The sequence below is a fragment of the Cobetia sp. L2A1 genome, assembly GCF_009796845.1.
Lineage (GTDB): Bacteria > Pseudomonadota > Gammaproteobacteria > Pseudomonadales > Halomonadaceae > Cobetia.
Genome location: NZ_CP047025.1, coordinates 2,593,394 through 2,608,381 on the forward strand (window position 1 = coordinate 2,593,394; position 14,988 = coordinate 2,608,381).

Consider the following 14,988-nt stretch of genomic DNA (forward strand, 5'->3'; position numbering starts at 1 on the left):
CACTGCGGATCACTTCCGCGAGTCGCGTTACACAACGGTGCGTACTGGCCGTGACGCTAGTTGTCGCCTCCTTCGCTAGCCCCTCTACGGTCGCTGACGAGACGCCAGCCTCTTCCTCGCTTCCCGATAGCGTGAGATTGAGTGAGGCCGTCATTCACCAGTTATCAGAGCTGGCCACCCCGACAGGTATCGAGTGGCCCTACGCCTTCGTGGCGTCACAGACCATGCGTGGACGCTCACGAGCACTCGGAGAGCGGCTGTTCTTTGAGGTGCGGCAGCTCACCACCCAGGCACGCTTCGAGACACAACTGCAACGAGATGGGCTTGTCAGCTGGGCGCGCGTGATTCGGCGCAGCCCCGTCGATGGCCGCCAGGTCGGACGTATCGACCCGATTTCCTTGTGGCGGACACCGCGTCTGGATATTCCACTGAATGACAATGACTGGATTGGCCAATGTCAGCCGGACAATCGCATTCAGCTGTGGAGCGCCATTGGTGTTCGTCATCTGGAGTGGAGCTCCGGATTGACGTTACGCCAGGCGCTGGATGGCCTGCCCGGCGCGCGGAGCAATGCTGAGCACGCCAGTGTCATCACGTTGAGTGGCGCCATCTTCTCGCGCGGCATCAGTGCCTGGAACGAGCAGCCCTACTCGCTCGCGCCGGGCGATCGCATCGTAGTCGACCTGCCGCGTATTTCGGCAGCGTCTGCATGGGTCAATCGCAGCCTGCCTGAGTGGCTCAGCCTGCAATGGCCGGGCAAGGGTTGCCGTGCGGTGAGTGCCATCAGCGGTGAAACTCAGGAGGTCGAGTACCTTACCTCGCTCATCAATGTCACTGAGCCTGCCATGCCAGCAGTCGAGAATGTCAGCGGAGACAGCACGCCATGACGGCTTATTCTTTATCCACTGCTCACGATCGAGTGCAGACCGCCATTCGTCAGCTCGTATATCTCAGTGCCGGCATGTTACTCATCCCGTCGGCTCATGCTGGGCTGTTGGATGGTGAGCAGCCGGTAGAAAGCCGTCTGAGTGGGCTGGGCCTGGGACAGTCGGACTTCGGCGGTGTCGGGCTGATGCAGACACCGACGGCGCGCATGCAGAGAGCGGGCAGCCTGGCGTTCTCCTATACCGATGTCTCGCCTTATCGACGCTACAACGTCAGCCTGCAGCCGCTGGAGTGGCTTGAGACTGGCTTCCGCTATACCGAAATCACCAACCGCCTGTATGGCGAGGCCATCGCGGGCGACCGTGATTACCTCGATAAAGGGGTCGATGCCAAGATTCGCCTGTGGGAAGAAAGCCGTTACCTCCCCGCCGTCGCCGTCGGCCTGCGTGACATGGGCGGTACCAGCCTGTTCGGTAGTGAATATCTGGTCGCCAGCAAGCGCTGGTATGACTTCGATTTCACACTGGGGCTTGGCTGGGGCTATCTGGGCTCGCGGGGGGATCTCAACAACCCGCTGGGCTGGGCAAGTGACAACTACAATGATCGTCCCACGGATACCGGTGGTGATGAGGGTGGTGAGTTCTCGCTCAACAGTCTGTTCAAGGGTCAGATGGGCATCTTCGGCGGTGTCGAATGGCAAACACCTTGGCAGCCGCTGGTACTGATGGCAGAGCTTGACGGCAATGACTACCAGAGTGAACCGCAGAGCAATGATCAGGAGCAGGACAGCCCGATCAACCTCGGCGCGCGCCTGAGCATGACCGACAACCTGATACTCAAGGCCGGCTGGGAGCGCGGCAATACTGCCATGCTCGGCGTCACCTTTGGGGTCGATCTCGCAGGACTGTCACAGGCCAAGCTGGATACACCGCCGGAGCCGCTTGTCGCCAAGGCGCCGGCGAGCAACCAGCTCAGCTGGCCTGAGCTCTCCCGAGAGATACAGGCGCAGTCCGGCATTCGCGTTGATAGCCTGACACGTGAAGGCACAGCGCTGATCGTCAGCGGTGAGAGCACGCGTTTCCGCTCGACGGCCCAGGCGGAAGGACGCGCCAATCGCGTACTGCATAATCGAGTGGATGACTACTTCGAGAGCTTCCACTACCGCTTGCGTTCCGGCGGGCTTGATACGCGCGAAGATGTTCACGCACGTGCTGACATTGCCAAGGCAGGCCACGATGCGCGCCAGCAGCTGCGCTATACCCACAGTGTCTATGCGCTGGCAGCGACCGAGCCCAATGACAGCAAGGCCGAGGGAGCAGCGCGCTATTCTGACGAGAAAGTGTTGCTGGAAAATACCGGCGACCGCTGGAGCGCCGGCTTCTCACCGGGGCTCAATCAGAACATCGGCGGCCCGGATGGCTATCTCTATCAGGGCTATCTGAAAGGCTCGGCAGCATGGCGAACCGACCGCCATGGCTGGCTGTCAGGCTCGGCCCAGCTGACGTTGTTCGACAACTTCGATCAGTATGAGTACATCTCGGATTCGAAGCTGCAGCGAGTTCGCTCGTACATCGGCCGCTACATCGAGGAAACCGATGTGGGTATCGATAACCTGCAGTACACGCGCACCCATCAATTCGGGCGCAACTGGTACGGCATGGCGTACGGCGGCATTCTCGAGATGATGTATGCCGGTGTCGGCGGCGAGGTGCTCTATCGTCCGCTGGGTTCACCGCTGGCCTATGGCGTGGACGTCAATTGGGTGAAGCAGCGCGCTTTCAATCAACAATTCGGACTGCGTGACTACTCGACCACCACCGGCCATGCCAGTATCTACTGGGACACCGGCTATGAAGATGTATTGGCCAAGATCAGTCTCGGCCGCTATCTCGCCAAGGATCTCGGCATGACACTCGATATCTCGCGTGGCTTCGCCAATGGCGCACGCATGGGTGCCTGGGCCTCCTTCACCGATGCCGGTGATGACTTCGGCGAAGGCAGCTTCGACAAGGGCTTCTACATCATGCTGCCGCTGGATGCCTTCTTCGTGCACTCCAGTCGCGACAATGTCAGCCTCGCCTGGAATCCGCTGACGCGTGATGGTGGCGCGCGCCTCAATCGCAAGTACAGCCTGTATGACATGACGGACTACCGCGACATGGATGAGTACTGGCAGGACTTCGACTCCAACGTCTGGAAGTAACACCGCCCTTCGCACCATGAAAAACACGCAGACCGCGATCATTGCTGATCGCGGTCTGCGTGTTTTTCATGGGCTAGTCGTGGCGGCCATTCAATGGCGCCGTGGATGTCAGCGCCCGGTGAAGTTGTTGCGCACCAGATCCACCACATCATCCATGCGCCCATTGAGAAGCGCCTTGGCGGAATACAGTGCAGTGGACGCGACCTGGCCAGCCTCGATATGCGGTGGCATCACCAGTTCCATGCGGTTGACCTTGACCTCGAGAATGCCGGGGCCGTCCTGCGCGAGCAGTGCCTGCACGGCTTCGTCCAGCTCGTGCTTGGCTTCGACGCGGCGCCCCCACAGGCCCAGTGACTGCGCCACGAGAGAGAAGTCGGGATTTTCCAGATCGGTGTAGCTGTCCAGCAGCCCATCGACCTTCTGCTCAAGCTCGACGAAGCCCAGCGTGCTGTTGTTGAAGATGACGATCTTGACCGGCACCTTTTCTTGCTTGAGGGTCAGCAGGTCTCCCATCAGCATCGATAGGCCCCCATCACCGCACATGGCGATCACCTGGCGTTCGGGATACGCCTTGCTGATACCGATGGCCTGCGGATAGGCATTGGCCATCGTGCCATGCATCAGACTCGGGAGTGTACGGCGCTTGCCGTTGGCACGAATGTGACGCAGACACCACACCATCGGGCTGCCGCAGTCGGCGGTGAATATCGCATCTTCGGTCGCGAAGCGATTCAGTGCCAGCGTGACTTCCTGCGGATGGATAAGATGCTCGTCATCCGAGGTGACAGCATCATCATCACGCGCTTCCAGATGCTTCTTGCGGCAGCTCTCCAACCAGTCCGCGTCATCACGCGGCTCGATACGCGTCAGCAGTGACTCACAGGTGTCCTTGACGCTGCCGACCACGCCGAGATCGACCGGATGCCGCAAGCCTATCTTGCCCGGATCGAGATCGACCTGGATCACGGTGGCCTTGTCAGGATAGAACTGCGACCAGGCAAAGCTGCAGCCGAGCAGCAACAGCGTGTCGCACTCCGCGACCGCCTGATACCCTCCTTGCAGACCAAACACCCCGGTCATGCCCACTTCATGGTCGTTATCGGGCTCGATGAAATCCTTGGCACGTGACGTCCACGCCACTGGCGCCTTGAGTCTTTCGGCCAGTGCCATGACTTCTGCACGGGCATGCTGACAGCCCACCCCCGCGTAGATCGTCACCTTGCCGGACTTGTTGAGCGCCTCGGCGACAGCCTCCAGCTCTGGCTCACTCGGGCGAATCACCGGCGAGAAGCGGTGCGCACGCCACGGCAACGATTCCTTGGGCTTCTGCGGGAAGAGATCTCCCGGCACGATCAGCACCGCGACACCGCCTTCCGCCAGCGCCTTCTGAGCGGCGATCGAGATCATGCGGCGCGCATTCTCGGGGTTGGTCAGGTATTCGCAGAATACGCTGTATTGGGAGAACAGTGCTTTCTGGTCAACATCCTGCGGAAAGCCGACCCCCATCTGCGCCGTCTCGATCTGAGAGGCGATGAAGACAACCGGCGCGCCATTGCGGTGGGATTCCATCAGGCCATTGACGAAGTGAGTGCTGCCAGGGCCGCAACTGCCGGCACAGCATGCCAGCTCACCAGTCATGAAGGCCTCCCCGCCTGCCGCGAAGCCCCCCACCTCCTCATGGCGAACGTGCACCCAATCCATCTCCGAGCGCCGGATGGCATCCGTGAAATGGTTGATGGTATCGCCGACGATGCCGTAGCAACGCTTGGCACCGGCCTCGCTCAGTGTCTCGACGATGATTTCCGCAACGTTCTGTCCAGAGGTATGTGACATAGGGCGCCTTCCTTTTCCATTGAGCTAGAACAGGATGAGCAATGCATTCACTCATTCAAATAAACAGTGAACTAAGACGTTGGGATGATGCCGGGAAAAACAATGGAAGGATGCCACAAGGGAAATGACACACGGCGTTGCGTGAGGCGTAGCATGATCTTCAAGCTTGGGTACAAGACTCGTGACAGAGGAGAGAATGATGCTGGAGAAGATGGGATTACGGTGGCCGATCATTCAGGCTCCGATGGCAGGCGTCTCGACAGTGCAACTGGCAGCCGAGGTTTCGAATGCAGGCGGATTGGGCTCGATCGGTATAGGCGCGACGGACGCAGTCGGTGCGTTCAAGATGATCACTGAACTGCAAGCGCTTACCGACAAGCTCTTCAACGTCAATCTGTTCGTGCACAAGGCACCCACGCATGACCCTGCTCGCGAGGCTGCGTGGTGCGAGTGGCTGACGCCACAATTCCAGGCCTTCGACGCAGAACCACCTGCTACGCTTCACGCGCTCTATACCAGCTTTGCTGATGATCCTGACATGCTGGCGATGTTACTCGAGACCCGCCCGCCGATTATCAGCTTTCACTTCGGCCTGCCCTCTCACGAGACCATCAATACCCTGAAAGGCGCAGGGATATTTTTACTGGCGACAGCGACCTGCCTGGAGGAAGCCAGGGAGATTGAGCGGGCCGGCCTTGATGCTATCGTGGCGCAAGGGTTCGAGGCAGGAGGCCATCGCGGCATGTTTGATCCGAAAGCCTCGGATACCCAACTGAGCACTGCCGCACTGACAAGGCAGCTGGTACATGCCACGCACCTACCGATCATTGCCGCAGGCGGCATCATGGATGGTGCGGGCATTGCTGCCGCCCTAGCGGATGGAGCCATGGCAGCCCAACTCGGGACCGCCTTCATCGCCTGCCCGGAATCCAGCGCCGATGACGCCTATCGAGACGCACTCGCAGGGCCAGCAGCGCATGACACCCGTATGACCTCGATCGTATCAGGCCGCCCCGCGCGCATTCTCGCCAACCGATTCGCCAACCTGATGGATGACCCTTCACGACCCTCAATGCCGGATTACCCTCTCACCTACGCTGCCGGCAAGGCGCTCAACGCCGCCGCCAAAACGCAGCAAGAGCATGGATTTGGCGCGCACTGGGCCGGTCAAGGCGCCCCGCTAGCACGAATGATGCCAGCAGCTCAAATGGTGCGAGTATTGGGGGGAGAATTGGCTGCGATACTTGAAAAGACATGACGCGAGCGCATGACAGCTGGAGGGGGCAAGCGTCACGCGCGTGAGGCTAGCGCGCGAGATAGACGCAAGAGGCTGTCATGAATGTGGGATGCAAAGTAAAGGATCTGTGAGGACCAGCACACCTGTTGGCATGCTGGTCTGGCCGACCCAACCAGCTTGTTCGGCGAGCGGATTTTGTTCGCTCATTCCACCAGTTCAAGCACCTTGTTCATGCCTTGATGCATATGCTCATCAATGTGGGCGAGCATATCCTGCAGCGATGAACCTGTCGCCAGCGCGAGATAGCGATCATGGGCCTCACGTGAGGGGCCTGGGCGCTGGTGCGCCCGCTGATGCAGCACGAAGTAGCATTGAAGATGCGGCAGTATCCGCTCCCAGTCCGCCAGCAGAAACTCATTGCCGGACGCTTCATGGCACCAGCCATGCAGATGGAGCTCTGCAATGATCGCGCCTTCACTGTCTCGACGCGCAATCGCATCACTGAGCACTTGATGACGCCTGGCCAACTCATCCGTCAGCGTTGAAGTCCTGAGTGGCCAGAGAATAGTGAAGGCCATTCTCTCAAGCCCCGCACGATAGGCATATAGCTGTGCGAGATGTGCATGATCGAAGTGGCGTACACGCACGCCCTTATAGGGTTCACTGACCAGAAGCCCAGTGCTGAGAAGGTGGCGTAACGCCTCACGCACTGGCACTCGACTGACGCCGAGTGCCTTGGAGAGATAGGCCTCAGTGAGCTTCATGCCCGGCGTGAGCGTCCCCGAGGCGATGAGACCCTGGATCTGCTCGGCCACGCCGGACCAGAGAGTGTCCGGTCGATTCAGCTTGCTGAAGTCATTCATTCCTTGCCCGAACCTTCTGTCACTTCGCCTCCTCGAGATAGCCTTGATAGAACGCGTTCAGCTGTTGATAGACAGGCCCTACCTCACCCGTTCCAATCGTGCGGCCATCAATGGCAAAAACGGGGGTCAGACCACCCAGCGTACCTGTCACGAAAGCTTCATCGGCATTGTACACTTCAGCCAAAGTGAAGTCCTTTTCGCGCACGGCCAGTCCATTGCTAGCGGCCAGATCGATCACTGCCTTGCGGGTCAGGCCATTGAAGTTGCATAGCCCCGTCGAGGTCCAGACTTCCCCCTTGCGCACAATGAAGAAATTGGTGGAGTTGCAGCTGGCCACGAAGCCTCGGGTATCCAGCATCAGCGCCTCATCGGCCCCTGCATGCAATGCCTGAATCAGCGCCTGAATGAAGTTGAGACGACTGTGGGAATTCAAGCGCAGATCAAAGACGTCCGGGGTGCTGCAACGGAAGGTCGAGGTAAACAGCTTGATGCCCTTCTGCTTGCGGGCCTCGTCGATCTTCTTGTATTCCGCCACGACCACGACCGTCGGCCCTTCCAGCACGAAGCGCGGGTCTTGATTTGGCGTGCTCTTGAGCCCACGCGTCACCATCAAACGAATGTGCACACCATCGTGCATGTCGTTGACGCGCAGCGTCTCGCGGATGATGCCGATCATGTCATCACGGCTCATGCCAAGATCCATATCAATGGAATTGGCGCCCTCGAACAGCCGCTCGATATGCGCATCAAGGGCCAACAACTTGCCATTGATCAGGCGCATGCCCTCCCAGATTCCATCCCCCAGCACGAAGCCACTGTCGAAAATGGACACCGTCGCCTCATTACGTTTCTTGTACTCGCCATTGACGTAGATGAGGACGTTGTCGTTGCGCGGATCAGTGACATACGCCTGTGAACTGATAGTGGACATGGCCATGATCAAGCTTCCTGAGAAAGAGGGGTGGAATGGGCGGAATGGAGAGTGCGGCGACCCTTCCAGAACGCAAGCCCAGTCATGGCGCTGATGAGACAGCCGGCCATGAAGGCGAAGTGATAAAACATGTAAGGGAGGTAATCGAGGGTCGCTACGCCAGTAGTGGCAGCCATGAACACAGCGCCGCTGGTCCAGGGAATCATCGGGCAGGACAGCGTGCCGCCGGCCTCACAATTGCGGGAAAGCACCCGGCGCTCGATATCCTGCTTCTCATAGAGATCGCGTGTCATCGCAGAGGCCGTGAACAACGAGACATAGGCGGCCCCACCGAAGACGGACCCGAAGAATCCGCAAGTGATGGTGATGACGGTAAGGCTCACATCCCCCTTGACCATTTTTGACAGCCGATTGCCCACCGAGCGAATGACGCCGAGGCTCTCCATCAAGCCACCCAGCCCGAGAGCAAAGATGACGATGACTACCACCGGCAACATGGACTGGATACCCCCACGGCTGAGAATGCCACCAATCGTGGAACCTTCCAGTGTCTGGGTGTAGCCCTGATACAGCGACATGGCAGCCTCGAGTGGCGTTGCGCCCTGCACCCACCAGGAACACAGCACACCGAGAAAGGCCCCTATTGCGATCACCGGAATGGCAGGCTTGCGCGCCATCAACAGACCAAGGGTGATCAGTAGCGGCAACAGCAGCATCGGGCTGATCACGAACAAGGTGTCCAGATCGCTCAGCATCACCTGCGCAGACTGCATGGCCTGGCTTGAAACCGCGGAATCCATGCCCAGCAGGTAGAAGCCGCCCAGCACGATCACACCGGCCGGCAGACCCACCCAAGCCATGGAACGAACATGATCGATCAGCGGCACATCGCAGAGAGAGGACGACAGTATGGTGGTATCCGACAGCGGAGAGATGGCATCACCGACATAGGCGCCGGAAATCACGGCCCCAGCCACATAGGGCAGCGGAATCTCGAAACCTGCACCGACACCCATCATCGCGACCCCTACCGTCCCCACCGAGGCAAACGAGGTGCCTGTCACCAGGCTGGTCAGTGCACAGGCGAGAAAGGCGATGGGCAGGAAGGTGCCGGGGTGGACAAGACTCAAGCCGTAATAGATGACCGTCGGCACGATGCCACCAGCGATCCAGGAACCCACCACCGCCCCGACACAGGTGATGATCAGCACGCCTTCCATGCCGCGCATGATGCCGTTCATCAAGCCGGCCTGCAGGCTCGGATACGGTACCTTCAAGATCCAGCCACACAGCATCAGCAGGAACCAGGCAGCGAACAACGCCAACGCCACCGGCACCTTGAGTAGCAGTACGCTAGACATCAACAAGCAAAACGCCAGAAAAATTCCGGATAGCGCTACACCTTTCAACTCCGGTGTGGAGTGGTTTTCAGTGGTCATGACTGCACCTTTTTAGAATTGTATACAGTACACATTCACTCTATACCGGTCTTTACAAGAGGTGCAAGAGGCTTGTGAAGAGGCTTGTGAAGAGGCTGAAACGAAAAAGCCCCCATCACGGTGGGTGATGAGGGCTTTTGGGTGTCGCAAGAGGTTTCACACGTCTGGGTTCAGGGGCTTGAAGCCTACTTCAGCGCTTCATCTTGTCACGAGTGGTGTAATACACGCTGTCGATGTGCGAGAGCATCGCACGCTCGGCAGCATCAGGATCACCGGCACGCAATGCCTCGACGATCCGCACATGTTCCTCGTAACTGCGCTTGATTGAACCGCTTTCCGTCATGACCTGGCGGCGGATGTTCAAGGCGTAGGTATAAAGCTCATCGGCATAACGGATCAGGATTTCATTACGTGAATATTCCGCGATGACATGATGGAAGTTCTGATCCGATAGCTGAAAATTGACTGGTGAGTCGAAGTGCTGCGACTGAGCCTCAAGCAAGGCGTCCAGCTTCTTCAATCCGGCTTCATCAATATGGCGCGCGGCGCGGCGCGCGATGGCCGACTCCACCACGATGCGACTCTCAAACACGCTTTCAATATCCAGATTGTTGAGCTGATCCCCTTGTTGGCGAGCCGGATGGTTGCGGAAATTGTCGATCACCGTCTCACTGGCGCACACGCGAGACTTGCTGCCATGCGAGACATTGATCAACCCATAGCCGATCAGTAAGGACAACCCTCCCCTGACCGTTTCACGGCTGACTTCAAACAGCTGCGCCAGCTCTCGTTCACTGGGCAACTCATCACCATCGCGCAATAGCCCGGAAAGGATCATCTCGATCAGCTTGTCGGCCAGGACTTCTTTCTTGGTCTGATTCTTGAGCGCTTTCTCAAAGGCGAAAGGCGTCTGGTTCATGCGGCCTCCACTGGTATATATTTCATACCAGCATAACTGAAACGCTCGTATGCCGCACCAGAAATCCGACCATGGTCGCAATTCTCTCTAAAACCTTGACCAGACCAGTTCGGTTCAGCTAGCTTTTACCCCAACTGGTCCGGTAAACCAACCAGCAGACCATAAGATGCGAATTGACTGAAAATACCAACAACAACGCCAACTCCTACAAGGCTGGAATCCACATGTCCGCAACACATCCCGTCATTGCCCTGACCCTTGGTGACCCTGCCGGTATCGGCCCTGAATTGATCGCTCGCCTGATTGCCGAACGCGAGCAGTTCACCGGAACCCATAGCGTCCTGGTCGGAGATTCATGGCTATGGGAGCAGGGGCAACGCCACGCGGGGCTTTTTGCCGATCTGCCGCAAGTGGCGAGCTTCACGGAAGCCCGCGCACATGAAGGCCTGAGCATGATGGCCGTGGACAGCGTGGAAAAGGGCGACGTGACCCTCGCCCAGGAAAGCGCCGCCTGCGGGGCTTCTACTCTGGCGGTGCTGACACGCTGCATCGAGGCCGCTCAGTCGGGTCAGGTCGATGCCATCTGCTTTGCCCCGCTCAACAAGCTGTCCATGAAGAAAGGCGGTCTGGCTTACGAAGATGAGTTGCACTTCTTCGCGGAAAAACTCGGCGTCAGCGGCTATTTCTGCGAATTCAACACCCTGGGCACACTATGGACGTCACGCATCTCATCGCACATTCCGCTGAAGGATGCCGCAAGCTACGTCACACAGGAGCGAGTCATTGCTGCCAGCCAACTAATCCATGACACGCTCAAGTTGGCAGGTTTCAACACTCCCCGTATCGCGGTAGCCGCCTTCAACCCCCACGGCGGTGAAGGAGGGACCTGTGGTCGTGAGGAGATTGAGGTCATCGCTCCCGCCATTGCCAAGTGTCGCGCTCAAGGCTATCCCATCGAAGGCCCCTTCCCGGCTGACACCATTTTCATCAAGGCCCGCGACGGTGAGTACGACGCCATCGTGACCATGTATCACGATCAGGGCCAGATCGCGATCAAGCTGCTGGGCTTCAAGTCAGGCGTCACCGTTCAAGGGGGTTTGCCTATCCCTATCACCACCCCCGCCCACGGCACAGCCTTCGATATTGCCGGCCAAGGCAAGGCGGATGTAGGGCCCACACGCAATGCTTTCGCGATTGCCAAACGCATGGGCACCAACCTGCGTGCACTGCGTCTCGAGACTGCCGCTGTCTGACGACTGTCACACTCACCTTATTCACTGACTTTCATGCATCGCCATCAACAACAAGGATAATCCGATGAAAATCACCAAGGTACGGACACGCGTCTTCGAGTGGAAAGGCCACACCGTCCCGCCGACCGCACACTTCTGCTCCAATGCCATGGACGAGCTGTGGGACAAGGGCGACTCGATGGGCACCTTCCGCTTCCACGGCTGGACCGTGGTCGAGATCGAGACGGACAACGGTCTGGTCGGGCTGGGCAACGTGGCGCTGGCACCGCGCATCGCCAAGGCCATCATCGATCAATACCTCGCGCCGCTGATCATCGGCCAGGACCCGTTCGACAACGAATATCTGTGGCAGCGCATGTATCGCTCCACACATGCATGGGGCCGCAAAGGCATCGGCATGGCCGCCATTTCAGGCGTCGATATCGCTATCTGGGACATCATGGGCAAGGCCGTCGGCAAGCCAATCTTCAAGCTGCTGGGTGGTCGGACCAAGGACAAGATTCCCTGCTACGCCTCCAAGCTCTACCGCACTGACCTGAAGGGCATGCAGGAAGAAGCACAGTCCTATCTGGATCAAGGCTTCACTGCCATGAAGATGCGTTTCGGCTACGGCCCGCGTGATGGTGTGGCAGGCGTGCGTGCCAATCTCGATAGCGTGGCCGCCGTCCGTGAAGTCATCGGTGACGATGTCGATCTGATGCTCGAGTGCTATATGGGCTGGAACCTGGATTACGCCAAACGCATGCTGCCGAAGCTTGAGCGCTTCCAGCCGCGCTGGCTGGAAGAGCCGGTCATCGCGGATGACATCGACGGCTATGCAGAGCTCAATCAGCTGACCAGCATCCCTATCTCCGGCGGTGAGCACGAGTTCACCCATTACGGTTTCCGCCAGCTGCTCGAGAAACGCGCCGTCTCCGTCATCCAGTACGACACCAATCGTGTCGGCGGTATCACCGCAGCTCGCAAAATCAACGCGCTGGCTGAAGCCTTCAGCGTGCCGGTCATTCCGCATGCCGGTCAGATGCACAACTATCACCTCACCATGTCATCGCTGGCTTCACCGATGAGCGAGTACTTCCCGGTAAATGACGTCGAGATCGGCAACGAGCTCTTCTATTACATCTTCAAGGGTGATCCGGAGCCGGTAAATGGCTTCATCGATCTCGACGAAGAAACTCCGGGGCTCGGCCTTGAGCTGAACAATGACTATTTCGATCAGTTCAACATCATCGAGTAAGGAAGCCATCATGAGACTTGTCCAACTCCGTACTGCCAATGGCCCGCGTGTAGCTGTCGTCGAAAGCCGCGATCAGCTGCGTCTGCTCACCTTCCCGGGCGGCACCTATGAGCTGGCCTCACGCGCCATCGAACTGGGTACCGGCCTGGTCGCCCTGATCGAACAGCACTATTCGCATCAACTGGTCGACTACAAGCAGGCGATTGATCGTCAGGAATTGCTGCCGCCGGTTACCCACCCTGACCGTGCGCGCTGCACTGTCACCGGCACTGGCCTGACGCATCTAGGCAGTGCCGATACTCGCGATGCCATGCATGCGGCTGCTCAGGCTCACGATGATGCAACTCTCACCGACTCGATGCGCATGTTCCGCATGGGGCTCGAGGGCGGCAAGCCAGATGAGGGTAAGGTCGGCGCGCAACCAGAATGGTTCTACAAGGGTGATGGCAGCATCGTGATCGCACCGGAAATGCCGATCAGCGTGCCGGCTTTTGCTGAAGATGCCGGTGAAGAACCTGAGCTGGTCGGCCTGTACCTCAATGATGCACAGGGTCAGCCTCATCGCATCGGCTATGCCGTGGGCAACGAATTCTCCGATCACATCACTGAGCGCGCCAACTATCTATGGCTGGCCCACTCCAAACTTCGCGCCTGCAGCTACGGGCCTGAACTGCTGATCGGTGAGCTGCCCAAGCATCTGGAAGGTACCAGTCGCATTACCCGTGAAGGCCAGACCCTGTGGGAAAAACCCTTCCTCACCGGTGAAGCCAACATGGCGCACAGTCTGGCCAATCTGGAGCACCACCACTTCAAGTACGCCCAGTTCCGCACGCCAGGGGATCTGCACGTGCACTTCTTCGGCACCGCCACCTTGAGTTTTGCCGACCATATCAAGGTGCAGGAAGGCGACCGCTTCGAGATTGAGCTGGGCGCCTTCGGGCGTCCGCTTCGCAATCGCGTCATCTTCGAATCGCACACGCACGGCTCCGAGCAGCCCTCTCCCGTAGCAGTGCTCTGAAAACACACCACGCATCACACACGCCAGAAGCACCACAAGAATGATCAGGGCCTGGAGGAGTCCGCCACCACCTGGCCCTGATCACAGCAGTAGCGGTAGCAACAGAACCAGCGCCAGCACGTACCAAAAGCATCACGCCAATAAAATAAAAAAGGGCTTCGCCATGACACTCCCAACCCGCCATACCATCACCGCTATCGCCGCCGCCGCACTGGCCAGCCTTGCACTGACAGGGACAGCGAACGCCGCAACGTCACTGACTTTTGCCCATGCGCATCCGGTCACCGACTCCCAGCATCTCGCCGCCGAGCGCTTTGCACAGCGCCTGGCAGAGCGCAGTGACGGCGAGCTCAAGATCAAGATCTATCCCAACGGCCAGCTGGGCAATGACCAAGCCATGATCTCCGGTGTCCGCAGCGGCACCATCGACTTGGAACTCTCCGGTAATCCCTACTTCAGCGGACTGGTCAGCGAACTCAACGTGCTGGATCTGCCCTTCCTGTTCGACACCCGTAAGCAGGCCTATCAGGTGCTGGATGGTGATATTGGCCAAGATTTACTGAGCAGCATGGCACCTCAACAGATTGAAGGGCTGGCCTTCTGGGAAATCGGCTTCCGCAACCTGACCAACTCACGCCATGCCGTCGAGACCGCTGATGACATCAGCGGCCTGACGCTGCGCACCACCCCGAACCCGGCGCATATCGCCGCCTTCCAGGCCCTCGGCGCCAACCCGACGCCAATGCCTTTCTCCGAGCTCTATACCGCGCTGGAAACCCGCACTGTCGATGGCCAAGAGAATCCGGTCAGCCTGATTCGCTCCGCCAACCTGTATGCAATCCAGAACTACCTATCGCTGACCGCGCATGCCTATACCGCCGCGCCCTTGATCATGAACAAGCAGAAATTCGACAGCCTCGCGCCACCACTGCAGACGCTGATCAAGGAAGAAGCCCAGGAAGCGGCTCGCTATCAGCGCCAGCTAAATCATGACAATGAACAGGGAGATCTGGCCTTCCTCGAGGAACAGGGCATGCAGGTCGTGCGCGACCCCGATACCGCCAGCATGCGCGCCAAGGTCGCTAAACCGGTGCGCGCCGAGTTCACCGAGAAGCATGGCAGCGAACTGCTGAATCGCATCGACGACGCCCTCGCGCTCTGATCAAGCTC

General features: G+C 58.8%; 12 protein-coding genes. 7 read left to right on the plus strand and 5 right to left on the minus strand.

The window, feature by feature from the left end:
* The first annotated feature begins 50 nt into the window (after positions 1 to 50).
* Positions 51 to 887 carry a capsule biosynthesis GfcC family protein gene (locus GQR90_RS11070; RefSeq protein ID WP_158774162.1) on the plus strand — a complete coding sequence of 279 codons (837 nt, stop codon included), beginning with the start codon at positions 51 to 53 and terminating at the stop codon, positions 885 to 887.
* Entirely contained in the window at positions 884 to 3,088 is a 2,205-nt protein-coding gene (locus tag GQR90_RS11075; protein WP_233266244.1) for a YjbH domain-containing protein, read from the plus strand. Before GQR90_RS11070 ends, GQR90_RS11075 begins: the two co-directional genes overlap by 4 nt.
* Positions 3,089 to 3,196: 108 nt before the next feature.
* Here GQR90_RS11075 and GQR90_RS11080 read toward each other — a convergent pair whose 3' ends face one another.
* Positions 3,197 to 4,921 (minus strand): thiamine pyrophosphate-dependent enzyme, encoded by a 1,725-nt coding sequence (locus GQR90_RS11080; RefSeq protein ID WP_158774163.1) that lies wholly within the window; start codon positions 4,919 to 4,921, stop codon positions 3,197 to 3,199.
* Between the two features lie 199 nt (positions 4,922 to 5,120).
* Here GQR90_RS11080 and GQR90_RS11085 point away from each other — a divergent pair, with 199 nt between their 5' ends.
* A complete protein-coding gene (locus tag GQR90_RS11085; protein ID WP_158774164.1) occupies positions 5,121 to 6,179 on the plus strand; it encodes an NAD(P)H-dependent flavin oxidoreductase in 1,059 nt (352 codons plus the stop codon).
* A 182-nt stretch (positions 6,180 to 6,361) separates the two neighbouring features.
* Here the strand turns inward: GQR90_RS11085 and GQR90_RS11090 are convergent, their stop codons facing one another.
* From GQR90_RS11090 to GQR90_RS11105, 4 genes are all read right to left on the minus strand, one after another.
* Positions 6,362 to 7,021 (minus strand): GntR family transcriptional regulator, encoded by a 660-nt coding sequence (locus GQR90_RS11090; protein WP_158774165.1) that lies wholly within the window; start codon positions 7,019 to 7,021, stop codon positions 6,362 to 6,364.
* 19 nt (positions 7,022 to 7,040) lie between these two features.
* On the minus strand, positions 7,041 to 7,958 hold the full coding sequence (locus GQR90_RS11095; protein ID WP_199269413.1) for an aminotransferase class IV: 918 nt from the start codon (positions 7,956 to 7,958) through the stop codon (positions 7,041 to 7,043).
* Positions 7,959 to 7,960: 2 nt separating this feature from the next.
* On the minus strand, positions 7,961 to 9,391 hold the full coding sequence (gene nhaC / locus GQR90_RS11100; RefSeq protein WP_158774167.1) for a Na+/H+ antiporter NhaC: 1,431 nt from the start codon (positions 9,389 to 9,391) through the stop codon (positions 7,961 to 7,963).
* A gap of 190 nt (positions 9,392 to 9,581) precedes the next feature.
* Positions 9,582 to 10,310, minus strand: a complete 729-nt coding sequence (locus tag GQR90_RS11105) for a FadR/GntR family transcriptional regulator (protein ID WP_158774168.1) — start codon at positions 10,308 to 10,310, stop codon at positions 9,582 to 9,584.
* Positions 10,311 to 10,534: 224 nt separating this feature from the next.
* Here GQR90_RS11105 and GQR90_RS11110 point away from each other — a divergent pair, with 224 nt between their 5' ends.
* The 4 genes from GQR90_RS11110 to GQR90_RS11125 all read left to right on the plus strand — a co-directional run bounded on the left by GQR90_RS11110 (position 10,535) and on the right by GQR90_RS11125 (position 14,980).
* On the plus strand, positions 10,535 to 11,563 hold the full coding sequence (locus GQR90_RS11110; protein ID WP_158774169.1) for a 4-hydroxythreonine-4-phosphate dehydrogenase PdxA: 1,029 nt from the start codon (positions 10,535 to 10,537) through the stop codon (positions 11,561 to 11,563).
* 64 nt (positions 11,564 to 11,627) lie between these two features.
* On the plus strand, positions 11,628 to 12,800 hold the full coding sequence (locus tag GQR90_RS11115) for an L-rhamnonate dehydratase (RefSeq protein WP_158774170.1): 1,173 nt from the start codon (positions 11,628 to 11,630) through the stop codon (positions 12,798 to 12,800).
* Positions 12,801 to 12,810: 10 nt separating this feature from the next.
* Positions 12,811 to 13,818 carry an AraD1 family protein gene (gene araD1 / locus GQR90_RS11120; RefSeq protein ID WP_158774171.1) on the plus strand — a complete coding sequence of 336 codons (1,008 nt, stop codon included), beginning with the start codon at positions 12,811 to 12,813 and terminating at the stop codon, positions 13,816 to 13,818.
* Between the two features lie 163 nt (positions 13,819 to 13,981).
* Positions 13,982 to 14,980 (plus strand): TRAP transporter substrate-binding protein, encoded by a 999-nt coding sequence (locus GQR90_RS11125; protein WP_158774172.1) that lies wholly within the window; start codon positions 13,982 to 13,984, stop codon positions 14,978 to 14,980.
* Positions 14,981 to 14,988: the final 8 nt, after the last annotated feature.

What these genes read in the sequence shown, in the direction of transcription:
- GQR90_RS11075 (WP_233266244.1), top strand. Translation starts at nt 884, where the DNA reads ATGACGGCTTATTCTTTATCCACTGCTCACGATCGAGTGCAGACCGCC.
- GQR90_RS11080 (WP_158774163.1), bottom strand. Translation starts at nt 4,921, where the DNA reads ATGTCACATACCTCTGGACAGAACGTTGCGGAAATCATCGTCGAGACA.
- GQR90_RS11085 (WP_158774164.1), top strand. Translation starts at nt 5,121, where the DNA reads ATGCTGGAGAAGATGGGATTACGGTGGCCGATCATTCAGGCTCCGATG.
- GQR90_RS11090 (WP_158774165.1), bottom strand. Translation starts at nt 7,021, where the DNA reads ATGAATGACTTCAGCAAGCTGAATCGACCGGACACTCTCTGGTCCGGC.
- GQR90_RS11095 (WP_199269413.1), bottom strand. Translation starts at nt 7,958, where the DNA reads ATGGCCATGTCCACTATCAGTTCACAGGCGTATGTCACTGATCCGCGC.
- nhaC (WP_158774167.1), bottom strand. Translation starts at nt 9,391, where the DNA reads ATGACCACTGAAAACCACTCCACACCGGAGTTGAAAGGTGTAGCGCTA.
- GQR90_RS11105 (WP_158774168.1), bottom strand. Translation starts at nt 10,310, where the DNA reads ATGAACCAGACGCCTTTCGCCTTTGAGAAAGCGCTCAAGAATCAGACC.
- GQR90_RS11110 (WP_158774169.1), top strand. Translation starts at nt 10,535, where the DNA reads ATGTCCGCAACACATCCCGTCATTGCCCTGACCCTTGGTGACCCTGCC.
- GQR90_RS11115 (WP_158774170.1), top strand. Translation starts at nt 11,628, where the DNA reads ATGAAAATCACCAAGGTACGGACACGCGTCTTCGAGTGGAAAGGCCAC.
- araD1 (WP_158774171.1), top strand. Translation starts at nt 12,811, where the DNA reads ATGAGACTTGTCCAACTCCGTACTGCCAATGGCCCGCGTGTAGCTGTC.
- GQR90_RS11125 (WP_158774172.1), top strand. Translation starts at nt 13,982, where the DNA reads ATGACACTCCCAACCCGCCATACCATCACCGCTATCGCCGCCGCCGCA.